The sequence below is a fragment of the Rheinheimera sp. A13L genome (genome assembly GCF_000217935.1).
Classification (GTDB): Bacteria; Pseudomonadota; Gammaproteobacteria; order Enterobacterales; family Alteromonadaceae; genus Pararheinheimera.
This window is the reverse complement of record NZ_AFHI01000072.1, coordinates 55,340-77,744: the sequence shown is the minus strand read 5'-3', so window position 1 is coordinate 77,744 and position 22,405 is coordinate 55,340. Positions and strand designations below refer to the sequence as shown.

Below are 22,405 nucleotides of genomic sequence, written 5' to 3'. Positions count from 1 at the left end.
CTGAATGGGTAACTTAACAAGGATAAACAGGAAAGGCTATTTGTACGGTTTTTCTACTGATCATTTCGGCTTCAGCCACACAGATCGGACCAATAGCCGTTTGACCTCACCTGCTTTTCAGGGCAGTGTAAAGGTCGCATTGTTCTGAAGGAGAGACCAGGGATGTTCAAATTAAAGTTAGGATTAGTGGCCGGATTGACTCTGACTTGCCTGAGTACTATGGCGGCAGAGCCTGCGCAGCCGTCGCAAATTATTCAGCAATCTGAAGCCAAAGCCGAGAAGGGCGATGGTTATGTGTTTTATAGCTACTTCACCAAACCCACTTTTGGCACCCAGGACGCGCTGACTGGTGTGGCTGTGATTGAGCCAGGTAAAGAAATCCATCCGCCTCATATTCATGCCGAAGAAGAGTATCTGATGGTGATTGAAGGCGAAGGGATCTGGTCGCTGAAAGACAAAGATATTCCTGCTAAGGCTGGCGATATTTTATATGCAGCGCCTTGGGATTCGCATGGCATTCGCAATACAGGCAAAGTACCGCTGAAGTTTGTTGTGATGAAATGGCATAGCAAAGGTGTGCCAGTTCCAGTCGATCCTGCTGCAGTAAAGCCATAAAGAGAAAACAAAGCCGATCATCCAGATCGGCTTTGGTTCTAAGATTATTAACCTTCTGACACTGTTAGTTTATCTACTACCTTCACCACATCCTTGGTGTTTTTAGCTTTGGCGACGGCCAGATCTTTTTCAGCATCTGAATCCACCACGCCACTGAGTGTTACCACACTGTTTTCAACATCCACATCAATGCTGGTACCACTGGTTTCCGGTTCAAACAACAGACTGGTTTTTACCACTGTCGCTATTTTTGCATCTTTTAATGCGCTGGTTTGTTTTGGATCTGCATTGGTTTGACCGTCTTTTTTCACCATCAGCTTGTTTTCTACTGAGGTAACGCCGTCCAAACCTTCTACCAGCTCTGCAGCCAGGGCTTTATCCACATCGCTTTCAACTTCACCCGTTAAAGTGATTACTCCGTTTTTCACATGAGTGTCGATAGTAAAAGAATTCAGGTTGCCGTTCAGCAACAGAGTGGTTTCAGCTTTACCGTCGATCCAGGCGTCTTTTGCTGTATCTTTCCAGTCATTGGCCGCCATGGCCGAAACTGAAGCAAGAGTTAAAGTGATCATCACTGCTAATGTTGTGCGTTTCATTATGTCGCTCCTTTTGTTAGTGAGACAGAATAGACATTGCCAGTTTGATGCCAGAATTTAAGTTATTGATTTATATAGACTATGTTTTACGGTTCATTTGATGTTAATTTTATGTTTGTAATTTTGGCTGACTGTTCGGTAAAAGTTTCATACTCTGCCGGCAGAGTTTCACTTTGTGCCAACTGATCGGCCGCTATTTGCAGGCTAGCGGTAAAATGCAACAAGCTTTTATGATGCTGGGGTAAATCGCCACTTCTGATCAGTGCTTTTTGCAGCTGCAGTTGAGTAGCAAGTTGCTGCTGTATAGCAGGCACTGAGGTCTGGTTGGGTGGGTTGTTATACCAGCAGCTAAGCTCGGATAAAGCGCTACCTTCAGCCGTACTACTGTCGACCGGTGGAAACAAATATAAAATTTGTTGGTGCAGCTCTGCCAGCACTGAAAATTGTCGGCGCAGGTTACCTGGTCCGACAGTTTCTGCAGTATGTTGGTAAAAAATTTTAGCCCGGGTAAATAAACGGCTTAAATCTGCCAGCAGCTCTGTCTGCTGGCATGTTGAGCTTGTGTGTAACAAGGGGTCTGTCATTAGTTTGGTACTCCATGGCAAATAAAAACCATCTATACCCAAGTGACTTCAAGATACAGAATTCAGCGGGAGATAAAAGCGCTTTAGGCAAGGCAGCTGTTGGAAGCTTTAGTGGTTCTAAAGCGACAACAGTTAACGCCGCATAAAGCGCTTTTAGCCCCGCCCGAAGGGAGTCGCTGGGCGATTGCACTGCGGTGTTAGCCTGTCTCACAAGGTAGACGACATTGCTTCGCCAGGCCGCCTTGCATTGCAAGCGCCCAGCGGCTCTGAAACTCGCATCTTGAGGTCACTTGGGTATAATTCATAATCAATTCATGTACCAGAATGTAAGTTGATGATGTATAGATATTTTTGATTTTTTCTATCCGGGAAGCTGAGTGCAGATCGGTAAGTTTTACTCAGGACCCCTGTTAAATTTACAGTCTTAGAGCGTGTTGACGTTTCGAGATTAAATTTTGTTCGTTCTGGCGCCGCTTTGAGCGCGAAAGGAGGAGCGAAGTTTAGTTATTCTAAATGAGCGACGAGTGACAAAGCTCAGGGCGCCGCCAGACGAACCCGAAGGGCAGCGCCTGGCCGGCCTTTTTGCTGTGTTAGCACTCGTTTATGTAGAATAACTACACTGCACTCGTGCTGCCTTGCATAAAAACCGGCCAGACTGCTGCAAAAATAACCCTGAAACGTCAACACGCTCTCAACTACGGAAAGTATGTATGAGCCAGCCTTTATTATTCCTGCATGTGCAGGATCCAGAGTTAACTACTCAACTATTGCAGTCCGACATTGTCCGGCGTTTTGTCATTTGCAAAAGCCAGCCAGATGAATGCTGGGTTGAACAGATGCTGAGGCAGTCCTGCGATCTGGCAATCATTGAAATGGACAATCCAGAGCCTGCTCAATACGAATTGTTGCAACAGAGTCATGTCTTGTCAGAAATCGACTTCATTCTCATCAGCAAAGGAATACCGGATTTAGCGCTGGATCAACTGATGCGCTGTGGTGCTGGTTATCACTTCCGCCAGCCGCTGGATATGAACTCTGTGTTGGATGCAGTGCAGGATTGTTACCGACAGTTGTCCACTGTGGTGGTGAAGCGCAAAGTTCAAACCAGTGATCTGGACCAGTTTGGTTTATTGGTAGGTTCTTCAGCAGCCATGCTCCGGCTCTACAAAACTGTACGTAAAGTGGCCGTCACTGAAACCAATGTTTTTATTATTGGCGAAAGCGGTGCAGGTAAAGAACTGGTGGCCAATACAGTGCATTTAGCCAGTCACAGAGCCGATAAGCCTTTTATTGCGATTAATTGTGGAGCTTTGAGTTCGGAGCTGATCGACAGTGAGTTGTTTGGTCATGTCAAAGGTTCCTTTACCGGTGCTTTACGTGACCATCAGGGCGTGTTTGCTCAGGCGGAACAAGGCACTTTGTTTTTGGATGAAGTCACAGAAATGCCGCTTGAGCAGCAGGTGAAATTACTGCGGGTGCTGGAAAGTGGTGAATATCGCCCTGTTGGCAGTAACAAAGTGTGTATGGCCAATGTCCGGGTGATAGCTGCAACTAACCGGGATCCGCTGCAGGCTGTTGCTGATGGTATGTTGCGGGAAGATTTGTACTTCAGGTTATCGCAGTTTCCGGTGAAAGTGCCGCCACTGCGAGAGCGGGAAGACGATATTACCGGTCTGGCTCAGCATTTTCTGGCCTATTGCAATGCCAGAGAAAAACAGCAAAAACAGCTGTCTGATGCAGCTTTATCCCTGGTAGCACAGCACAAATGGCCAGGTAATGTGCGTGAACTAAAACATGCTGTTGAGCGGGCTTTTATAATGGCAGATAAACTGATCGAGCCACAGCACTTACTGTTGGAAGTCGCTACTTCGGTGACAGCTGTGGCAGATATTCCCGCCGATATGCCGTTGGACGAGCTGGAAAAAGCCGCAATTTTTGCAGCACTGGAGCGAAACTGCGGTAATAAAACCGACACAGCGCAACAGTTGGGGATCAGTGTAAAAACCCTTTATAACAAACTGGAAAAATATCAGCAGGAAAGTTAATCGACTGAACAGGGCCTGATAAAGGCGGGTAGAACCCCGCCCCAATTGTTTAGCAATCTTTGTCTTTGGCGTCGGCTTTTTCCCTGGCCGCTTCACATAGTTCTTTGGCTTTCTCTGCTGTTTTGTCTGCAGCCTCTTCCAAAGCATCTGCTGTTTTATCAGCTGCCTCTTCCAGTTTATCTTTAGCTTGTGCAGCTGTTTTCTCAGCCTGAGCTTTTAGTTCTTCCATTCTGTGTTCGGCTTTATCTGCATCACTTTCACTACAGGCGACTACAGAAGTCGCAAGCACTACAGCAAATAACACTTTGAACAACGAAGTTTGAGTTTTCATTCCATTCTCCTTCTGCCAATTCCGGCGTTTTACAATTTAGGGGTTTTGCCGCGTAAGGCGTTGGCTAACAGCGAAATCACCAACAACAGAATAAAAATCAGGAAAATGACTTTTGCTATACCTGTTGCCGCACCTGCTATGCCACCAAAACCCAGGATCCCGGCCACTATGGCCACAATAAGAAAAGTTAAAGCCCAGCCTAACATAATTGCTCCCTGGTACTTAAGTACCGCATCAAAAGTGCTTCAGCACTTGGTTGAACGTACTTTTTCACTAAGCCAGCGTTATGCCAAGGTCAAAATTTATACTCTAAGTTATTGTTATCGCTTATTTTATACTTGAACCCTGAACACAGGCTGTCTGGGTTTTGTGTGCTTCAGAGGTAAAATTTACAGGCAGATTAGTAACAGGGTCAGGCTTTAGAGCCTAAAGCCTGACCCTGTAACAGCTTAATCCATGGCATAATCCTGCATATAGAAGCCTGGAGCTGAGTGAACGATGGCAAAAAAATTAAGTGTGGTGCAACAAAAACAACAAGCCAATGTGCTGAAGTCGCTGGAAACAGTAGAGCAAGCAGCGGCAGCTTTGTGTGCCGATTTTGTGGGTTGCTGGTTTAGTATGGAGTTTGAAAACTTTCCGGGATCTTTACTGGTGCGTTGTCAGTTTAATTCCGAACCCGCTCTTGCGGCTGCGCTGGAACAAAAGCTGGATCTGTATTTTCAAAAACAAATCCATAAGCAGCTATTTAAATGCGGAATTTTAGTGAAAGACATCAAAAGGCATGTGGTGTTAACGACCTTATCACCAGAAGATTAACCTAATCCGACAAATGCCTGCTTTGGCTGCCCGCCAAATTGAGGTAGCATAAACGCCATTTGGTTTTAAAAAATTTGGCATATGACGGCTGATTTTGTTTTTCCTGTATCTGCAGAGCAGTTACAACTTTGGTTTCACCCTGCCACCTTTCATAAGGCGCGGGCTTATTTTCTGGCCGGAAAAGTGGTGCAGCTGGATTACGAAGCCGACTTTTCGCAAATTCGTAGTCAGGTGTGGGGCGATGGCTTTAGTCCTTTTAAACAGCTGATTTCGTTATCAGAGCGGGATGGTCAGGTACAACTGACGGATTCCTGCACCTGCTCTGAAGGCAACAGATGCAAACATGTGCTGGCGGCCTTGTTAAAGCTGAAACATCAGCTGGACCAACTGCAACAGAAGTCAGTGCAGCAGCCAGTGCGTCAGTTAAACCAATGGTTTAGCGAAGCCGAACAATACAATCCGCCAGTTGCAGCCAATACCCCCGAAGATACAGTCCTGTATGAACTGCGCCCCAGTAGCTTAGGTTTACAGCTGCTACCTAAACGGGTGAAACAAGCCAAAAATGGCAGTTACAGCAAAGGTAAAATCATTGCCCAAAGTGAGCTTTCCGGGCAAGTGAGGCCCTTATGGCTGGCCGAAGATGATTACAGATTATTGCAGCAGTTTTTTGCGTTTGATTTACGCCGTCAGGCCTTGCTGGAAGATCAGTGGGGTTATCAGCTGCTATTAAAAATGCTGGAAACAGGCCGTTGTGTGCTGGACGAAGAACGCCGCGAACTATTTTGGGCTGATCAACTGCCGCTGCAATTACGCTGGTTAAAAAGCAAAGCCGGCTGGCAGTTGTTGCAACTGATGCCTAAAGATCGCGAACTGGAACTGGTGTATACCGATCCACCTTGTTACCTCGACTTAGTCAATAATCAGTTGGGCTTGCTCGAAAGCGACATTACAGGCCGTGAACTGAAACTGTTAATGCGAATGCCACCTGTGCCAGCCGCCGTATTGCCGGACAGCATGAAACGGCTGCAGCAAATTTTCCCCAAACTCAATTTACCCATGCCGGATGACAGTGCAGTACAAAAAATTGAAAGCAAGCCAGTGCCTGTATTGCAGCTGAAATTGCTGACGCAAAAAAACAAAGTCAGCAAAGCTGTGGCAGTCTTGCAAATGGCATATGGCCCACATTTGTTGCCTTTGGATTTACAGCAATCCCAAACTCAGTTGCAACTGGATAACCAGACGGTATTTATCCGCCGTGACCGTGACAGCGAAATCAAGGCGCTGGAAACTGTATCTCAGTACGGTTTACGTTCTGTGCCTGTTGAGCAGTCGACTACACCTTATTTTGACTGCGGTGAAGGGCCGGAAAATCCGCTGTTATGGCAGCCGTTATTGCAAGCCATACCCGAACTGAAACAACAAGGCTGGCGCATTGAACAGGACAAAGCTTTTAATCAGGCGGTGATCCATGCCAAAGCTTATCTGGAAGTGACAGACAAACACACCGGCGGTTTTGGTTTAGCGATACAGGTCGAAATTGATGGTCAGCAAATTCCGTTATTACCTTTGATCACCCAGTGGTTACGTAGTTTTGGCTTGCCAGCGGCTGATGAAACCTTGTGGCTGAGTTTACCTCAAGGCAAATTACCGCTGCCTGTCAGTCTGATTCAACCCTTGATCGACACCATAGTTGAACTGCTAAACCTGAAAAAAGCACCCAGCGAAATAGAACTACCGGATTACAAAGCGGCCTTGTTACCTGGCCCAGGTGCTGAAGAAATTCGTTATTTAAATGCTGGTCGTTTGCAGCAGCTCGTGACTCAGTTGCATCATTTTGATGGCATTGAAGATGTCGCAGCACCTTTAAGTTTAAAAGCTCAGTTGCGACCTTATCAGCAGCAAGGTTTAAGCTGGCTTTGTTTTCTGCGCCGTTTTGGCTTAGGTGGCATTCTGGCCGACGATATGGGCCTGGGTAAAACTGTGCAAACCCTGGCGTTTTTACTACATCAGCAAGAGCTGGGTGTACTGAAACATCCGGCTTTAATCGTCTGCCCTACCAGCTTGTTGGGCAACTGGGCGCAGGAAGCCGCCCGTTTTGCCCCTTCGCTCAGAGTCCTTACTTTATACGGCCCTAAGCGTCAGGCGCTGTTTGACGAGCTGGAAAAATACGACTTAATAGTCACCAGTTATCCGCTGCTGGTACGGGATTTAGCGTATTACCAAACCCATCATTTTAGCTTGATGGCGCTGGACGAAGCCCAACATATAAAAAATGCCGGTTCGCAGTCGGCGCAAAGTGCACGACTGGTGAAAGCCGACTTTAAGCTGGCCTTAACGGGCACTCCGCTGGAAAACCATTTGGGTGAACTCAAAGCCTTATTTGATTTTGTCTTGCCGGGTTTATTAGGCACAGAAGCGCGATTTACGCAGGTATTCCGCAAACCCATTGAAAAATCGGCCGATGCGGAACGGGCTCATGCGCTGCGTCAGCGGATAGCGCCTTTTATGTTACGCCGTACTAAAAAACAGGTGGCGACAGAATTACCAGATAAAACCGAAATTCTGCAGCTGCTGGATATGGAGTCGGATCAGCGTAACTTTTATGAAAGTATCCGTTTAATTATGGAAACCAAAGTACGGGAATTGTTTTTGCGTAAAGGGGTGGCGGCCAGTCATATTGAGTATCTGGATGCACTGTTAAAACTGCGTCAGGCCTGTTGTGATACACGTTTGGTGCCGATAGAACAGGCTCAGATGGTGCAGAATAATGCCAAGTTGCAATGGCTGCGTGATACCTTGCCTGAAATGATTGAAGAAGGTCGTAAGGTGCTGATCTTCAGTCAATTTTCCAGCATGCTGAACCTGATAGAGCAGGAACTGCAGTATATGGATATCAGCTACAGTAAGTTGACAGGCCAGACGAAAAAACGCCAGGAACAAATAGACGAATTTCAGCTCGGCGACAATTCTGTATTTTTAATCAGCTTAAAGGCAGGTGGCACAGGATTAAACCTGACAGCTGCTGATACAGTGATCCACTACGATCCATGGTGGAACCCGGCGGCAGAAAATCAGGCGACAGACCGCGCTTACCGTATAGGCCAGGATAAGCAGGTATTTGTCTATAAGCTGATTATCAGCAAAACTGTGGAAGAAAAAGTACAGCAGTTACAACAGTTTAAGCAAGGGCTGGCTGATCAGATTTTCAGTCTGGGCCAAAGCCATATCTGGCAAGGCGAAGCGCAGGATTTATTGGCGCTGTTTAGTGAGAACTAATTCGTTCTGGTCGACTATTGAACTCAGCACGGGCAGGGCAAGCCCTATTCGACACCGACCCGGCTTCTGGACGGGCGGGGACAAGCCCCGCTCCTACACTTGGGGTAAATATAACGGGAAAAATTTTATGAAAATCAAAAACGTATTGTTTTCCCTGTTGTGTTGCGTCAGTTCTGCAGTTCTGGCAACTGAACCTTATGATCGCATAGCGCCTTTGGTAGAAAAGGCTATAGCTGATAAGCAATTACCTGGCGCTGTGGTGCTGGTGGGGCGTGGCGAGCAGATTTTGTATCGCAAAGCTTTTGGTTTTAAAACTTATTCACCAGCAGCTTCTGTGATCACACCAGATACAGTCTTTGATTTAGCCTCTTTAACCAAGCCTGTAGTAACCACAACCTTAATAATGCAGCTGGTGGAGCAGGGCGAGTTGCGTTTAACAGACCCTGTTGGCAAGTACCTGCAGCAGCTTAACGATGCTGATGTGAAGAAAATCACAATTTTGCAATTACTGACTCACAGCTCAGGTTTAGCTGATGGCTTTAACAGGCGTGAATTCTGGCAGGGTAAAGCAGGCTTAGATGCTGCGCTTGCAAAGCTGCAGTTAAAAACCAAACCCGATCAGCAGTTTGTGTATTCAGATCTAGGCTTTATTTTATTGGGTTTGGTGGTTGAAAAAATCACAAAACAGCCTTTGGATTTTGTAGCTCAGCAGCGCATTTTTCAGCCGCTAAAAATGAAAGACAGCCGCTATTTGCCTTTGGAAAGACCCTCGCAAGATACTGCTTATTTGCAGCGTGTGGCTCCCACTGAAAACCTGCAAGGGGATGCGGATTATCAAAAGCTGCTGCCCAATTACGCTCAGCCTTATTTACATGCTGTAGTACATGACCCAACAGCCTTGCGTTTAGGCGGAGTGGCAGGTCATGCCGGTGTTTTTGGCACAGCAGACGATTTAGCCTTATTTGCCCAAATGTTGTTAAATGGCGGCGAGCTAAAAGGCCAAAAAGTGTTGTCTCCATTGGCCGTACAACGTTTATTAATGCCTGTGGTTATTGAGCATCAAAGCCGGGCTTTAGGCTGGGATATGCAAACAGCCTACTCAGCGCCTAAAGGTGATTTATTGCCGCCAGGCTCTTTTGGTCACACGGGTTTTACCGGCACCAGTATCTGGATAGATCCGGCCAGCCGCACTTATATCATTCTGCTATCAAACAGAGTACACCCAAACCGTGATACTTCTATCACAGAGCTGCGCGCTAAGCTGGCGAATATTGTGGCTTCAGCTGTTGGGCTCGCCAAAACGGCTGACTAGAAACCAGCGTTACGCAGTTAATATTTGCTAAATATTAGTTTTCTGGCTCTTCCATAAAGTACCTTTTCATTGATAGGTGTAAAGCAATGCTTTACACTTTGGGGTAAGCTGAAGGAATAGCTTATGGCCATTAAGAGTTTTAGTCACAAAGGGCTGAAGAACTTGTTTTACAAAGGGGACAGTAGTGGTGTGCAGCCCATACATGCAGCCAAACTTGAAATAATGCTGGATACCATCCATGCATCACATCAGCCAAAAGATTTGCGAGCTATTTTTGGCAGTAAGTTTGCGGAAAAGCTTGGAGCGGGCGCTGGTGTTTTTTCAATTGAAGTGAATGGCAACTGGCGAATTACCTTTGAAATTGAAGATGATGGCGCCGTATTACTCGATTACCGCGACTATCATGGTAAACAGATCAAGGCCAAAAAGTAGCGATAGCAGCCTTTGAATTAAACCGGAGTTTAGTATGGAAAAAATGACCAGGTGTCCTACCCATCCCGGAGTTGTTTTTCGGGTTACTATTTTAGAAGAACATGGCATATCCGTCACTAAAGCAGCTAAAGCTCTGGGGTTGTCCCGTACAACTATGAGTAACTTCTGTAACGGTCATACTCCCTGCACGCCAGAAATAGCGCAACGTATCGCATTGTCTATAGAGAGCAATGTGGCTGTATGGATCAATCTGCAAGCTAACTACGATGCATGGTTAGCCGAGAACCGCGAAAAACCTCATGTCGAGAAATTGCTCACTACAGCAGCCTGATCATTTCAGCAAATTCAAAAAATAATTCGAGTAATCACTTTAAACGCCAGAACCATTCAAACTTATAATTCCACTGGTCTGGCCGCCGCTTTGGCCTGAAGTTTTAGCTATTTGTTAACAATTGGAGCAGCTCAAAATTCAAACATAACATGAAACTTTTGCTGCTTAATCTGCGCCGTTGGCCGCAAATATGCCATTGCATTGTCATTTAGCTGTTCTATCTTGTACTGGGATTTGTAACTTGGCATCACGGAAATGATGCAAATAAAACAATAAATTTACACAGACAAGAACAAGGACAAACGAATGAAACTATTAAAAATGGCGGCAGCCACATTAGCGCTGCTGAGTTTACCGCTTTCTGCTGCTTTGAATGGTCATCCTGTAGTCTTAGTGCATGGTTTTCAGCCTGGTAATTTGGCTGATAAGCCTGTAGGTGCTGATGTCACCAGCAATGGTGCCGACTACTGGGCTGGTTTTTGGTTAAGCCGTGCTGATGCGCGTATCGACTGGCCTTCACAGGAACGTATTGCGGGTAAAATTGCCACTGATTATGTCTGGCCAAAACTGCAACAGCTGTCCCGTGCAGGCACCTGCAATAATGGTTGTATTTTTGTCAGCCACTCTACAGGTGATTTAGTCACCCGTTATATCATCGACAATCAGGCTTTATGGCTGCAAAACGCAGGTTTACAACCTTTAAATATTATTGCGAGTTTTGACTTTGCCGGCGCTGGTGGTGGTGTTGAACTGGCTGATTTAGCAGTCAATGTGGCTGGAGGCGGCAGCTGGACAGACGCAGCTTTACGTGCTGCTTTATCTTTATGGTTAGGTCAAATGCCATCACCTTCTAATATAGGTGTGTTAAACGATCTGCGGGTGAATACAGCACGGCAACTGGCGAGTTTCCCCAGCAGTCGTGTGCCACGTTTACGTTTTGCTGGCGCAGGTTCTGACTTTTTAAATGCCACAGGCCCATTTTTACCTGGGACTGACGATGGTGTAGTCGCCAGTCATTCCAGTTGTGGTGCCTCTGCTGTTGGCTCTTTTGACAGCTGCAGTGCCAATGTGGCTTTTGATGGCAAACTGGCCAGCCAAAGCAGTGGCGTTAAAGGCTTTATGCCCTATCACTACCCTATGCTGATGGGCAACGACTACAGCCACAGCGGTCTGATTGAAGATAGCCGCGATGGTGAAGTAACTGCAGCTAATGCCAGAGCTAATTACTTAAACAATGAAGCTTTGCAGTTCCAGACTTATCAGCAAAAACGCGGCTGGTGGATATTTGCTTCGAACTATTTATTGGTGACAGGTTCGGATCGTCACAGCATGTCGTCTTTAGTCAGTCAGGCTGCTGATTAATGCCAAAAAAAGTTCTGGTGATGATGCTGCTGGTGCTGTTGGCACTGGCAGCTTTTTGGTTTTGGCCCAAAGCTGAAACTGCTGTGGCTGTGCTGGATAAACCCCAGCTTGAAGCTATTGCTGAACCCCAGGCCAAAGCCGATGCTCAAACTGCTGCACCAGTGCAGATGGATCAGTATCAGCAGGAAGAGTTGCAGCAAAGTTTTAGTTTGTTGTCGCAGGCTTATGCGGCTGAACTAAGTTATCCGCCTTACTCCAGGCCTTTATCGGCAGCAGATCCTCAGCTCCTCAACCCCAATCATTTTGACACTGTGGCTTTGCCGCTGGAAGCTGGTGCCAGCGCCAGTCTGGTGTTGCCAAAATACCGCTTTAGCTACCCTGAAGCCGTGGTTTTTACTTTGGTGATGGATGGGTTGTCGCCACAACATGCCAGAGCTGAACTACGTGAACAACAAAGCGGCAAAGTACTGGCGCAAGCTGACTTAACAGCCACGCCAGACTCCACCGAATGGCCGCATCAGTTTGATGCCAGTGAAAACTGGGATGGCGCTATGGAGTTGGTGGTGTTATTTGAAGCAGAAGGCAAAACCCAACAGCTGCAAACAGGGCTGGACTACAGTTTTCCTGTGGCCACTATCACCGGCATTGGTAGTAGCAGTTCACGTGGATCTGATTTAGTGATACCTGTTGAACTTGATGTAAAAAAAGCCGGGATGTACCGCTTAAGAGCCAATTTATTTACCGAAAACAAACAGCCGCTAGCGGTACTAACGGCAGAGGGGAAACTGACCGAAGGTTCTGCAACTTTGGATCTAAAAGCATTTAAACAGGTATTACAGCAACAAGGTGGGCCTTATTGGCTTGGTACTTTTGTGCTGGAACTACGCTCCGCCATGCCAGGTGAACCCAACCGCTACGGCGACAGTAAAGAACCTGGTTTTATAGTAGAAGCCATCAACTTTGGCCAACTGAGCGACGAGCCTTTTGTGTTAAGTGACGAAGAGAAACAGCGTTTGCAGTTTTTACAGCAGTTGGCTGGGGGGAAGTGATTGGTCTTGTAGATCCGTTGTAGCTTTTGCTTTATGGAGGATTTGGCGTATCTGTACTCTGAAGCTGTGACTCCACCTCTACTCCTTTTCGGTATATAGTAAATCGAACCCTCAACACAGGACTGCTTTTATGAAAACCGGACCCCAGCTTGTGGCGGAAGCTAAAGCGAAAATTCAGGAGCTGACGGTGCAGCAACTGGCTGCTTTATTACAGACTAGTCAGGCGCGTATTATTGATGTGCGTGAACCTGCTGAGTTTGCGACTGGCCATATACCTACTGCTGTCAATATGCCGCGTGGCGTATTGGAAATGCAATTACCGCAGCATCCGGCTGTGGCGCAACATAAGGATGCTGTTGAAGCTTTAACTGAACTGGCGAATCAGCCTTTGTATTTAATTTGCCGTTCCGGAGCCCGTTCGGCTTTAGCGGCGGAATCGCTGCAACGTATGGGTTTTCGTGACTTATACTCAATAGCTGGTGGTATGCAGGCTTGGTCAGACGGTGGTTTTCCTGTCAGGCAATAAGGCAAGGTTGAACCCAAAGCGACCTAGACTTTAGTCGCAATCCCCTGCGGATGGTTTGACAGTTGCTGACAGAACAGAAACACTGCCAGAACCGAAATGCTACAGAGTTTACAACTCTGTGACGTTTTCTTCTGCCATGTTGTCTTCTGGCCACTGTTGATGGGAAGTCGTTATGGAAAATGTACGGGCTGCATTGGTTTTTGTGGTGTTCTGGCTTGCTGCGCAGGTGCTGTACTTGTGGCTAAACTGGAATAGTTGGCTGCTGGTGCTGTTCAACCTGCTTGCTGTAGGTGCTTTCCTGTTGTGGACAGGGCGAAAACAACCAGAACCTCAGCCGCAAAATGAATCCAATACGCTGGCCGACAGTGCCCATCATATTACCGAAGCCACTTCAAAAATGGCGATAGGTGCAGCCGAAGTTTCCTTTTATATCGATGGTTTAATTAAAGACATCAAACACAGCGGCGACGATTGTGGTCAGATAGGCAGCGCCGCTTCTGGTTTAGCCGATACCAGCGGTCAACTCACAGATAATTTGCAACAAATCAGCCATAGCATTACTCATACCGCCAATGCCTGTAGTACTGCCGATCAACGCTTGCAAAAAAGTGTAAATAATATCAATCAGTTGGCTAATGCAGTCAGCGATGCAGCAGCCCGTTTGGAGCAACTTAAAGGCAGCGCTGACGATATTCAGCGTATTACTGAAGTCATCACTGGCGTGGCTAATCAAACCAATTTATTGGCGCTGAACGCTGCTATTGAAGCGGCCCGGGCTGGCGAACAAGGCCGTGGTTTTGCGGTCGTAGCCGATGAAGTGCGGGCTTTGGCAGGCAAAACCTCTGAAGCCACTAAAGATATAGCCAAAATGCTCGCTGATATTCGCAGTCAAAGTGAACAAACAGCGGATGTGATGACACAACTTGTGCAGTTAAGTGGTGATGTGCAACAGGAATTACACAGCGTAGCCTCGGGTTTTAATGGCATCAATACTGAAGTAGGGCAGGTATCTGCTGCGCTGGAGCAAATAGAGCAGGTGAGTACTGGCCTGGAAAATACCAGTCAGCAATTGGGCCAGTCGATTCAGAGTATTAATAAGGCCTTATCGGCAATAGAACATAAAGGCAGCACAGTGGCCGAACAAGCCATTGAGTTGTCGGTGGAAACCGAAAGTATTTACCGCGAACTCAGCACTGTCACCAGTCAGAGCTTTTTTAACCCTGTTTTAAAAGAAGCTCAGCAAGCAGCCGCAGCTATAGGCGCTTTATTTGAAAAAGCCCTGAGCGACGGCAAGCTAACCGAACAGCAGTTATTTGCTGAGCAGTACCAGGCCATAGCCAATACCAATCCACAAAAATTCCACACCGGCTACGACAGTTTTACCGACCAGTTTTTCCCTTTGATCCAGGAGCCCATTTTAGAGCGGCATAACAATGTGTTGTACGCTGGTGGTGTGGATCGCAAAGGTTATTTCCCCACCCACAATAAAAAATACAGCCAGGCCTTAACAGGCAACTATGAGAAAGACTTACTGCAAAACCGCACCAAACGAGTGTTTGGCGATCGCACCGGCAGCCGCTGTGGCAGCAACACCCAGCCTATGCTGCTGCAAACCTATAAACGCGACACAGGCGAAATTCTGCATGATTTGTCAGTGCCCATTATGGTCAAAGGTCGGCATTGGGGTGGGTTTAGGATCGGGTTTAAAAGAGTTTAACGCTGCCGCTGAGTTTACCTAGATACCAGGCGGCTAGCCGCGCAGGAGTATGTATCGCTGCTCTCTGCGCTTTCTTCTTATCATCAGTGCTTTTGTTGATTTAGCCGGCGAGCGGCAAAACCATGTCGCGACTCAAACCTTTTTCACTTCCATTTTCGCCGCATCGAATAAAGGAATATAACCTTGCTGTTCAGACAGTTGGAGGTCTATCCAAAGCGACATTTCATCTTTGATTTCTGTGCCATCTTTTACGTCAAAGTTTGTTTCCACACTAAAACTCATGTCGCCCGATATGCCTGTAGTTTCAAATTGGGTCTGCAGTTGTTTTAATGCGGCTACTCCTGTCTGATCAACTTTAAACTCATAAGTGGTGACCTCCATTTCAGCACTAAACAGGCCGGTGGCACGTTTTTCAGTAACTTTACTCAGTAGCTCTAAGCCAAAAGCAGCTTCTGTGCTTCTGTTAGCATTCTTTGGCTTAACACTCAGCTGCAGCTTGGTTGAATCCGGCTTCAGAGTAAAATCATCGTCAACACTGACTTTCACCAGCATCTGGTTCGGGTCGATTGTGGTCAGGGTCTTTTCGTCAAACTGGCTAAATATGGCCATCGTACTAAAGGGGATTGAGGCACAGCCTGATAACGCCAGCAACGCAGATAAAACTGCAATAAAACGCATAACAACCATCCTTGGGAAACATCACTTTATGCGGTCACTATAACCTGACTAATATCTATATTTCATGCTGTTTTTACTGACTGACACTGGCAAGTAGTAGTTGACATGTCGTAACCAATCAACCTAAACCCCATGCCTTCAAAATGCCAAAACTTCGCCTGGTTATCCGGCTGGATAATTTGTTGGATCAGTAACATAGCCTGCATAGCGCCGATGATCCCAAGCAAAGGGGCTAAAACGCCTAAGTTACTGCAATTGCCGGATTGGTCTGTTAATTCAGGGAATAAACATTGGTAACAAGGGCTGCGGCTTTGGGCAAAAGGCCAAAGCATCAACTGGCCTTGTTGGGCTATAGCAGCAGCGCTAATCAGGCTGATTTGATGCTGCTGGCAAAGCTGATTAATGAGTTTTCGGCTTTGGAAATTATCGGTACAGTCCAGCACCCAGTCGGTGTTTGCCAATAATTCATTGGCATTGTTGGCGCTAAAATGCTGTTCTACTGTTGTGATTTTTACATGCGGATTCAGCTGTTTGAGCTGGCGCGCCGCCATTTTGGCTTTATTAAAACCTCTGTCGCTGTCGCGGAATAAGACTTGCCGTTGCAGGTTAGACAACTCTACTTTATCGCCATCGACAAGCGTCAGTTGGCCTATACCTGATGACACCAGATACTGGCTGGCGGCATTGCCTAAACCACCACAACCTATCAAAAGCACTCTCGTCTGTTTTAGTTTCAACTGAGCGGCTTCGCCAAAACCGGGCAACATCAACTGGCGGCTATAGCGAATAAATTCCAAATCATTCAGCATAGCTTTTGCTCCAGTTGGGCCCCGGCGATCAGCTGCTGCATTTGTTGCACCCATAGTTTTGGCTCTGCAGCGGTCGCAAAAGCCTGTACTACCGCCAGATGTTGGATGCCACAGACCAAAACTGCTTTGGCATTGTTTTGGTTAATGCCACCAATAGCGACCAGCGGAGTCGTTGGGAATAACCCAGGGTATCGGGCTAGTTTTTGTAGCCCCTGTAATTTACCGCTCATCTCTTTGGTTTGAGTGGCAAAAACAGCGCCTATCGCCAGATAACTGGGCTTTAGTTGCTGCGCTCTTAGTAGTTTATAAAAACCATGGCTGGATAAACCCAGCCGGAGTCCTGCTTGTTGCAAAGTTGCTAAGTTGGCGCTGTTGATATCTTCCTGACCTAAATGCACACCATAAGCGCCCAATTCCAGAGCCAATTGCCAGTGATCGTTAATAAAAAGCTGAATATCATGCTGCTGACAGAGCTGGATCGCCTGCTGAATTTCTTGCCTCAATAGCGCCTGATCTGTGCTTTTTATTCGTAGTTGCAGGGTTTTAACTCCGGCTGCCAAAGCCCTTTGTAGTTCTGCCACTGAAGGTACTATCACATATAAACCTAAAGGCGCTTTCAGTGGCGCAAAGGCTTTGGCTGGCGGCAGCAGATTTTCAGTGAGCAGCTCTGGTAAATACTCCGGTTTGGCTGGAAAACCCCAGTGGCCTAAAGTGCCCGAACATTCTGTGATAGCAACAGGTTGACTTAAACCCTGATTGATATAAGTTTTAGCCAACACAAAAGCATCTTCCAGGGCATAACCTAAAGCCAAAGCTGCTGCCAAAGCGCTGCTAAAACAACAGCCTGTACCATGGTTAAACTGGTGTTGTTGGCGTGGGCTACAAAGGCTGATCTGATGGCTATAAGCCGGATAACCACGGTAACGAAACTGCGGGCTGACAAAAAGCTCGTCTGTGCAGCTTTGTGTATCAAAGTCGTGGCCGCCTTTGACTAATACCGCCTTCACGCCAAACTCAAACAATTGCTGCACCGCCTGCTGGATGGGGGCAGCTTTAATTAACGCTTCCAGCTCTGGCAAATTGGGAGTTAATAAGTCGAGTTGGGGCAATAAGTGTTGCATCACAGCCTGATATAAATCAGCGTCCGCCATCCTTGAACCAGAGCTGCTAATGGCGACAGGGTCGTAAATCACCAATAGCTCAGGTTGTTGTTGCCTGAGTTCTTGTAAAAATTCAGCCAACCAAAGCACCTGAAGTTTATTCACCAGCAAACCAATTTTAATCACAGCAGGTGGTGCATCTTTCAGTAACGCCATAGCCTGCTGGTGCAGCATAGCCACAGAAACAGCCATACAACTATCAACTCCCGAACTATGCTGGGCGGTAATAGCTGTAACTAAAGTGCATAAGTGCAAGGGCTGCTCTGGCGTTGAAAAACTCTGGATAGTTTTTAAGTCGGCCTGAATACCGGCACCTGCGCTATTGTCGGAACCTGCAATACTCCATACCACAGTGGTTTTATTGGCTCGATTTGCTGAATCAGTCATGTTGCCTCCTGTAACCAAAACGGCATACCAAGTACAGGTGTTGAAGGGCTGGCAAAATCCTGTTTTGGCATAGCCCCTGCTAAAAATGCAGAGCGGCCTGCTGCTACTGCATGCGAAAAAGCCTGGGCCATCAGCACAGGATCTTTGGCCAAAGCCACAGCAGAATTTAACAATACGCCGTCAAAGCCCATTTCCATGACCTGACAGGCGTGACTGGGCAAACCTAAACCTGCATCCACTATTAAAGTGGCGTCCGGCAAACGCTCCCTTAAAGTACGCAGCGCATAAGGGTTTAACACACCTAAACCTGAGCCAATAGGCGCAGCCCATGGCATCAGCACCTTGCAGCCCAACTCATACAACCTTTTGCAGAGCACTAAATCGTCAGTGCAATAAGGCAAGACTTCAAAGCCATCTGCCAGCAATTGTTCGGCCGCTTGCAGCAATAAAATGGGGTCGGGCTGCAGGTTGTAGTCGTCTCCTATCAGTTCCAGCTTGATCCAATTGGTTTGGAAAATCTCCCGCGACATCTGCGCTAAAGTCACGGCCTGTTGCACCGAATGGCAACCTGCTGTATTGGGCAATAGCCTGAGTTTTAAATCGCGGACCAGTTGCCAGAACTGCTCGCCTCCTTGTTGTTCAGGCGCCTGGCGGCGCAGGCTTAAAGTCACAGCTTCACAGCCACTTTGTTGCAGCGCCTGCTGCATCAAGGCCGGGTTTGGATAGAGAGCGCTGCCTAAAATCAGCCTGCTGCTAAGTTTCGTACCGTAGACATTGAAATCTGGGTTCATACTTAACCTCCGGCTATAGGGCTAACGATATCCAGTTGATCACCGGCTTTAAGCTGGGTGCCCGGATACTGAACTGCTGCAATAAAGTGGCCATTTAACGCCACAGCAAAAGGGGATTTAAAACGAGGTAATAAATCGATAAGCTCCCCGGATGTCAGCGTTTCGGCTTTGCCATTCAGCCAGATATTCAGTGTTGTATCAGTCACTTCAGCCATAACATAGCTCCTTAGTCTCACTGAATTGAAGCAAAGCCAGTTGGGCCACTTGTTCAGCCAAAGCCGGGCCTAATAAATAACCGTGACGGTATAAACCGTTGACCCGGATCAGGCCGGGCTGCTGGTGAATAGCAGGTCTGTTATCTGGCAAAGCAGGGCGGGCCGATGCTTGTAGACTTAAAATTTCCGCATCGGCAAAAGCAGGGTCTACTGAATACAAAGCCGATAACAGTTCCAGTGTCGAACGCACCGAAGGGCCGGATTGATCGGCCGATTCCAGCTCTGTAGCGCCCACCACAAAAATACCTTCACCTTTGGGTGCTATATAAAGCGCATAACGGGGGTGGAATAACCGCACAGGTCGGCTTAATTTTACTGCTGGTGCTTTCACTCTCAGTACTTCACCTCGCACAGCCCTTAATTGTGGCAATTCAGTGGACGCGCCTAAACCACGGCAATCAATTACCAGATCAGCTTGTTGCAACTTGCCATTACACCAGAGGTGATCGCCTTTAAACTCAACAGGAGATTGAGCTTCCAGCGATACACCACGTTGTTGCAACAGCTGCAGGGAATGCTTTAAAAAAGCCTGATTATCTAACTGACCTTCGCCCGGCAAATAACAACTATGCTGAAAACGCCCGGCTAATGAAGGCTCAAGTTCTTTCAGTTCGGTTTTATTCAGCCATTTAGCTTTGTATTCAGGCTGAGCTTTAATTTGGCTGACCAGATGTAGCAACAAATGCTGTTGCTGCGGATGTGCCAGCAACAAAGCCCCTTGTTGTTGCAGGCCAAAATCCGGCAACTGCTGTTGCAGCTGTTGCCAAAGCTGCATACTGCGATAACCCAGTTCGACCAAATCCTGCTCCAAAAGCACAGACTCAGCCAAAGGCGATAACATAGCGGCAGCGACAACTGCAGCACTGTTTTGATACATGGTTGGAGTAGCAGTGAAACTACCCTTTTCCAGCAGGCGGATACGGGCTGGCTTTGGCCAAAGCCCGGGGGCGGACAAAGCCAAAGCAGATAAACGCCCTATTAAACCGCCACCGAGGATCAGCAGCGTTTGGCTCATAGCACAGGTTCTTCAGTTGTTTGGTCCGCCAGTGTTTTATCCGAGCCATGATAAAGCTCTGCACCAGACTGGCGGAACTGCTGCGCCTTTTTCTGCATTTCTGCTTGTTGCTGCTCTGTATCCAGCTGTTTCACCTCAATACTGGCAGCGTAGTCGCGCACATCCTGACTGATTTTCATCGAGCAAAACTTAGGGCCACACATAGAGCAAAAGTGTGCCACTTTGCCGGATTCTTGCGGCAGCGTTTGGTCGTGGTAAGAGCGGGCGCGTTCAGGGTCTAAACTTAAATTAAACTGATCCTGCCAACGGAACTCAAAACGGGCTTTGGATAACGCATCATCCCGAATTTGTGCGCCCGGATGGCCTTTGGCTAAATCGGCGGCGTGGGCTGCAATTTTGTAGGCAATCATGCCTTCTTTTACATCGTTTTTATCAGGTAAACCCAAATGCTCTTTTGGCGTGACATAACAAAGCATAGCGCAGCCATACCAGCCAATCTGAGCAGCACCAATGGCTGAAGTGAGATGATCGTAACCCGGCGCTATGTCTGTGGTCAGTGGGCCTAAAGTGTAAAAAGGCGCTTCGGCACAGTATTCCAGCTGCAACTGCATATTTTCACGAATAAGCTGCATAGGCACATGGCCAGGGCCTTCCACCATCACCTGCACATCTTTAGCCCAGGCGCGATGGGTCAGTTCGCCTAAGGTTTTAAGCTCGGCAAACTGTGCTTCGTCATTGGCGTCGGCTATAGAGCCAGGGCGCAGGCCATCACCCAAACTAAAGCTGATATCGTAAGCGCGCATAATGTCGCAGATATCGTCAAAGTGTTGATATAAAAAGTTTTCCTGATGATGCGCCAGGCACCATTTGGCCATAATAGAACCACCACGTGACACTATGCCGGTCAGGCGTTTGGCCGTCATAGGCACATAAGCTAAGCGTACTCCGGCGTGAATAGTAAAATAATCCACCCCTTGTTCGGCCTGCTCAATTAAGGTGTCGCGGAATAATTCCCAGCTTAAGTCTTCGGCTATACCACCTACTTTTTCCAGTGCCTGATACAAAGGCACAGTACCAATAGGCACAGGGCTGTTGCGGATAATCCATTCGCGGGTTTGATGAATATAACGGCCAGTGGATAAATCCATCACAGTATCTGCGCCCCAACGGGTGGCCCACAGCAGCTTTTCCACTTCTTCTTCAATGGACGAACTAACCGCTGAATTACCGATATTGGCGTTCACCTTCACCAGAAAGTTACGGCCAATAATCATAGGTTCAATTTCAGGGTGATTGATATTGGCAGGCAAAATGGCACGGCCTGCCGCTATTTCCTGGCGGACAAATTCAGCGGTAATTTGTGTGGGTAAATTGGCACCAAAACTCTGGCCCGGATGCTGGGTTCGTGCTTCAGTGGCTGCTGCCAGGTTAGCGCGGCTTAAGTTTTCCCGAATAGCCACGTATTCCATTTCCGGCGTAATAATGCCCCGGCGGGCATAAGCCAGTTGAGTCACAGCCACACCTGCTTTGGCTTTACGTCTTTCTGTCAAAGCTTCAAATCTTAAGCTTTGCAGGCTTTCATCCAGCCATTGTTCTTTGCTGTACACAGAACCAAAATCGGTGACCAAATCCGTGTCGTCTCGATCTTTAATCCAGTCGGTACGAAGGGCTGGCAAACCTTTACGGATATCTATTTTGGCATCAGGGCAGGAATAGGGACCTGATGTGTCGTACACCCGAACCGGGGTATTAGGCGCAAATAAAGGCTTGTCTTTGGTGCCGCCAATTAAACTGGGCTGCAGTTCAATTTCACGCATGCCCACTTTAACGCCGGGCAATTCGCCTTCGATATAGACCTTGCGGCTGGCCGGATAAGGCTGGCCCTGAAACTGCTGAATAAATTGTTCGGCGGCAGCACGGGTGGCGCGACGGTTTTGATTTTCTGACATATAAACTCCGATGAAATAATTAAATAGTTAATTTTCAACAGAGCTTGGGAAAAGCGTGGACAGCCATCAACAGATGAGCCGAATGAGTGCGCCAACAGGCAGACGGATCACCGCCGCTATTAGCGCTCTTGTTTCCCTCCGCAGGTATTATCCTGTTCAGGTTCCACGGATTCCGCCCAAGGGCGGTCTCAGCTGACAAACAAGGTTTGTGCAGCACTCCGACAAGCTAAGTGCGGCCAGCATAAACAGCTTTTTTCCAGGCGGCAAGGGGAAATTGGTGAATGCTTTGTTTCGGACTTGTGTTTTCTGTGGGCTAATTTGTGGTAATGCTAGCTTAAAATTTCGCCAA

At 47.4% G+C, this 22,405-nt stretch carries 22 protein-coding genes and 1 riboswitch; of the genes, 11 read left to right on the top strand and 11 right to left on the bottom strand.

The window, feature by feature from the left end; all coding sequences use genetic code 11:
- Window positions 1-162: 162 nt before the first annotated feature.
- Window positions 163-615 carry a cupin domain-containing protein gene (locus tag RHEIN_RS19870; protein ID WP_008900782.1) on the top strand — a complete coding sequence of 151 codons (453 nt, stop codon included), beginning with the start codon at window positions 163-165 and terminating at the stop codon, window positions 613-615.
- 47 nt (window positions 616-662) lie between these two features.
- Here the strand turns inward: RHEIN_RS19870 and RHEIN_RS19865 are convergent, their stop codons facing one another.
- Together RHEIN_RS19865 and RHEIN_RS19860 are read right to left on the bottom strand one after the other, a co-directional pair.
- The gene (locus RHEIN_RS19865) at window positions 663-1,211 is read right to left on the bottom strand and encodes a BON domain-containing protein (RefSeq protein ID WP_008900781.1); all 549 of its coding nucleotides are present in this window, start codon (window positions 1,209-1,211) and stop codon (window positions 663-665) included.
- An 86-nt stretch (window positions 1,212-1,297) separates the two neighbouring features.
- Window positions 1,298-1,795, bottom strand: a complete 498-nt coding sequence (locus RHEIN_RS19860; RefSeq protein WP_008900780.1) for a hypothetical protein — start codon at window positions 1,793-1,795, stop codon at window positions 1,298-1,300.
- 710 nt (window positions 1,796-2,505) lie between these two features.
- On the opposite strand from RHEIN_RS19860, the gene RHEIN_RS19855 reads away from it, so the two are divergent.
- Window positions 2,506-3,840: a sigma-54 interaction domain-containing protein gene (locus RHEIN_RS19855; RefSeq protein WP_008900779.1), complete on the top strand. Its 1,335-nt coding sequence runs from the start codon at window positions 2,506-2,508 to the stop codon at window positions 3,838-3,840.
- A 49-nt stretch (window positions 3,841-3,889) separates the two neighbouring features.
- Here RHEIN_RS19855 and RHEIN_RS19850 read toward each other — a convergent pair whose 3' ends face one another.
- Both RHEIN_RS19850 and RHEIN_RS20815 read right to left on the bottom strand, forming a co-directional pair.
- A complete protein-coding gene (locus RHEIN_RS19850; RefSeq protein ID WP_008900778.1) occupies window positions 3,890-4,171 on the bottom strand; it encodes a hypothetical protein in 282 nt (93 codons plus the stop codon).
- A gap of 29 nt (window positions 4,172-4,200) precedes the next feature.
- Window positions 4,201-4,377 (bottom strand): DUF1328 domain-containing protein, encoded by a 177-nt coding sequence (locus RHEIN_RS20815; RefSeq protein ID WP_008900777.1) that lies wholly within the window; start codon window positions 4,375-4,377, stop codon window positions 4,201-4,203.
- 292 nt (window positions 4,378-4,669) lie between these two features.
- Here RHEIN_RS20815 and RHEIN_RS19840 point away from each other — a divergent pair, with 292 nt between their 5' ends.
- The 9 genes from RHEIN_RS19840 (at window position 4,670) to RHEIN_RS19800 (ending at window position 14,992) form a co-directional block, all read left to right on the top strand.
- Window positions 4,670-4,987 carry a hypothetical protein gene (locus tag RHEIN_RS19840; RefSeq protein ID WP_008900776.1) on the top strand — a complete coding sequence of 106 codons (318 nt, stop codon included), beginning with the start codon at window positions 4,670-4,672 and terminating at the stop codon, window positions 4,985-4,987.
- An 81-nt stretch (window positions 4,988-5,068) separates the two neighbouring features.
- On the top strand, window positions 5,069-8,263 hold the full coding sequence (locus RHEIN_RS19835) for a DEAD/DEAH box helicase (protein WP_008900775.1): 3,195 nt from the start codon (window positions 5,069-5,071) through the stop codon (window positions 8,261-8,263).
- A gap of 127 nt (window positions 8,264-8,390) precedes the next feature.
- A complete protein-coding gene (locus RHEIN_RS19830; protein ID WP_008900774.1) occupies window positions 8,391-9,575 on the top strand; it encodes a serine hydrolase domain-containing protein in 1,185 nt (394 codons plus the stop codon).
- 123 nt (window positions 9,576-9,698) lie between these two features.
- Complete coding sequence (locus RHEIN_RS19825) at window positions 9,699-10,007, top strand: type II toxin-antitoxin system RelE/ParE family toxin (RefSeq protein ID WP_008900773.1); 309 nt, start codon at window positions 9,699-9,701, stop codon at window positions 10,005-10,007.
- Between the two features lie 43 nt (window positions 10,008-10,050).
- Window positions 10,051-10,338 (top strand): HigA family addiction module antitoxin, encoded by a 288-nt coding sequence (locus RHEIN_RS19820; RefSeq protein ID WP_237704482.1) that lies wholly within the window; start codon window positions 10,051-10,053, stop codon window positions 10,336-10,338.
- A 306-nt stretch (window positions 10,339-10,644) separates the two neighbouring features.
- Window positions 10,645-11,700 carry a hypothetical protein gene (locus RHEIN_RS19815; protein ID WP_008900771.1) on the top strand — a complete coding sequence of 352 codons (1,056 nt, stop codon included), beginning with the start codon at window positions 10,645-10,647 and terminating at the stop codon, window positions 11,698-11,700.
- Window positions 11,700-12,749 carry a hypothetical protein gene (locus RHEIN_RS19810; protein ID WP_008900770.1) on the top strand — a complete coding sequence of 350 codons (1,050 nt, stop codon included), beginning with the start codon at window positions 11,700-11,702 and terminating at the stop codon, window positions 12,747-12,749. Before RHEIN_RS19815 ends, RHEIN_RS19810 begins: the two co-directional genes overlap by 1 nt.
- A gap of 130 nt (window positions 12,750-12,879) precedes the next feature.
- Window positions 12,880-13,275 carry a rhodanese-like domain-containing protein gene (locus RHEIN_RS19805; RefSeq protein ID WP_008900769.1) on the top strand — a complete coding sequence of 132 codons (396 nt, stop codon included), beginning with the start codon at window positions 12,880-12,882 and terminating at the stop codon, window positions 13,273-13,275.
- A gap of 172 nt (window positions 13,276-13,447) precedes the next feature.
- On the top strand, window positions 13,448-14,992 hold the full coding sequence (locus RHEIN_RS19800) for a methyl-accepting chemotaxis protein (protein WP_008900768.1): 1,545 nt from the start codon (window positions 13,448-13,450) through the stop codon (window positions 14,990-14,992).
- A gap of 132 nt (window positions 14,993-15,124) precedes the next feature.
- Here RHEIN_RS19800 and RHEIN_RS19795 read toward each other — a convergent pair whose 3' ends face one another.
- The 7 genes from RHEIN_RS19795 to thiC all read right to left on the bottom strand — a co-directional run bounded on the left by RHEIN_RS19795 (window position 15,125) and on the right by thiC (window position 22,056).
- Entirely contained in the window at window positions 15,125-15,670 is a 546-nt protein-coding gene (locus RHEIN_RS19795) for a hypothetical protein (protein ID WP_008900767.1), read from the bottom strand.
- Between the two features lie 62 nt (window positions 15,671-15,732).
- Complete coding sequence (locus tag RHEIN_RS19790) at window positions 15,733-16,479, bottom strand: HesA/MoeB/ThiF family protein (RefSeq protein ID WP_008900766.1); 747 nt, start codon at window positions 16,477-16,479, stop codon at window positions 15,733-15,735.
- On the bottom strand, window positions 16,473-18,026 hold the full coding sequence (gene thiE, locus RHEIN_RS19785; protein WP_008900765.1) for a thiamine phosphate synthase: 1,554 nt from the start codon (window positions 18,024-18,026) through the stop codon (window positions 16,473-16,475). Before thiE ends, RHEIN_RS19790 begins: the two co-directional genes overlap by 7 nt.
- Window positions 18,023-18,817, bottom strand: coding sequence for a thiazole synthase (locus RHEIN_RS19780; protein ID WP_008900764.1), 795 nt, complete (start codon window positions 18,815-18,817; stop codon window positions 18,023-18,025). The genes thiE and RHEIN_RS19780 overlap by 4 nt, the downstream gene beginning before the upstream one ends.
- A gap of 2 nt (window positions 18,818-18,819) precedes the next feature.
- Window positions 18,820-19,032, bottom strand: a complete 213-nt coding sequence (gene thiS / locus RHEIN_RS19775) for a sulfur carrier protein ThiS (RefSeq protein WP_008900763.1) — start codon at window positions 19,030-19,032, stop codon at window positions 18,820-18,822.
- Window positions 19,025-20,107: an FAD-dependent oxidoreductase gene (locus RHEIN_RS19770; protein WP_008900762.1), complete on the bottom strand. Its 1,083-nt coding sequence runs from the start codon at window positions 20,105-20,107 to the stop codon at window positions 19,025-19,027. Before RHEIN_RS19770 ends, thiS begins: the two co-directional genes overlap by 8 nt.
- Entirely contained in the window at window positions 20,104-22,056 is a 1,953-nt protein-coding gene (thiC, locus tag RHEIN_RS19765; protein ID WP_008900761.1) for a phosphomethylpyrimidine synthase ThiC, read from the bottom strand. The genes RHEIN_RS19770 and thiC overlap by 4 nt, the downstream gene beginning before the upstream one ends.
- A gap of 115 nt (window positions 22,057-22,171) precedes the next feature.
- Window positions 22,172-22,287, bottom strand: a riboswitch (TPP riboswitch).
- Between the last annotated feature and the right edge of the window lie 118 nt (window positions 22,288-22,405).

Coding starts and splice junctions, on each gene's coding strand:
- RHEIN_RS19870 (WP_008900782.1), top strand. CDS start 163: ATGTTCAAATTAAAGTTAGGATTAGTGGCCGGATTGACTCTGACTTGC.
- RHEIN_RS19800 (WP_008900768.1), top strand. CDS start 13,448: ATGGAAAATGTACGGGCTGCATTGGTTTTTGTGGTGTTCTGGCTTGCT.
- RHEIN_RS19810 (WP_008900770.1), top strand. CDS start 11,700: ATGCCAAAAAAAGTTCTGGTGATGATGCTGCTGGTGCTGTTGGCACTG.
- RHEIN_RS19795 (WP_008900767.1), bottom strand. CDS start 15,670: ATGCGTTTTATTGCAGTTTTATCTGCGTTGCTGGCGTTATCAGGCTGT.
- thiS (WP_008900763.1), bottom strand. CDS start 19,032: ATGGCTGAAGTGACTGATACAACACTGAATATCTGGCTGAATGGCAAA.
- RHEIN_RS19790 (WP_008900766.1), bottom strand. CDS start 16,479: ATGCTGAATGATTTGGAATTTATTCGCTATAGCCGCCAGTTGATGTTG.
- thiE (WP_008900765.1), bottom strand. CDS start 18,026: ATGACTGATTCAGCAAATCGAGCCAATAAAACCACTGTGGTATGGAGT.
- RHEIN_RS19855 (WP_008900779.1), top strand. CDS start 2,506: ATGAGCCAGCCTTTATTATTCCTGCATGTGCAGGATCCAGAGTTAACT.
- RHEIN_RS19770 (WP_008900762.1), bottom strand. CDS start 20,107: ATGAGCCAAACGCTGCTGATCCTCGGTGGCGGTTTAATAGGGCGTTTA.
- RHEIN_RS19780 (WP_008900764.1), bottom strand. CDS start 18,817: ATGAACCCAGATTTCAATGTCTACGGTACGAAACTTAGCAGCAGGCTG.
- RHEIN_RS19825 (WP_008900773.1), top strand. CDS start 9,699: ATGGCCATTAAGAGTTTTAGTCACAAAGGGCTGAAGAACTTGTTTTAC.
- RHEIN_RS19815 (WP_008900771.1), top strand. CDS start 10,645: ATGAAACTATTAAAAATGGCGGCAGCCACATTAGCGCTGCTGAGTTTA.
- RHEIN_RS20815 (WP_008900777.1), bottom strand. CDS start 4,377: ATGTTAGGCTGGGCTTTAACTTTTCTTATTGTGGCCATAGTGGCCGGG.
- RHEIN_RS19805 (WP_008900769.1), top strand. CDS start 12,880: ATGAAAACCGGACCCCAGCTTGTGGCGGAAGCTAAAGCGAAAATTCAG.
- RHEIN_RS19865 (WP_008900781.1), bottom strand. CDS start 1,211: ATGAAACGCACAACATTAGCAGTGATGATCACTTTAACTCTTGCTTCA.
- RHEIN_RS19820 (WP_237704482.1), top strand. CDS start 10,051: ATGACCAGGTGTCCTACCCATCCCGGAGTTGTTTTTCGGGTTACTATT.
- RHEIN_RS19860 (WP_008900780.1), bottom strand. CDS start 1,795: ATGACAGACCCCTTGTTACACACAAGCTCAACATGCCAGCAGACAGAG.
- RHEIN_RS19830 (WP_008900774.1), top strand. CDS start 8,391: ATGAAAATCAAAAACGTATTGTTTTCCCTGTTGTGTTGCGTCAGTTCT.
- thiC (WP_008900761.1), bottom strand. CDS start 22,056: ATGTCAGAAAATCAAAACCGTCGCGCCACCCGTGCTGCCGCCGAACAA.
- RHEIN_RS19835 (WP_008900775.1), top strand. CDS start 5,069: ATGACGGCTGATTTTGTTTTTCCTGTATCTGCAGAGCAGTTACAACTT.
- RHEIN_RS19850 (WP_008900778.1), bottom strand. CDS start 4,171: ATGAAAACTCAAACTTCGTTGTTCAAAGTGTTATTTGCTGTAGTGCTT.
- RHEIN_RS19840 (WP_008900776.1), top strand. CDS start 4,670: ATGGCAAAAAAATTAAGTGTGGTGCAACAAAAACAACAAGCCAATGTG.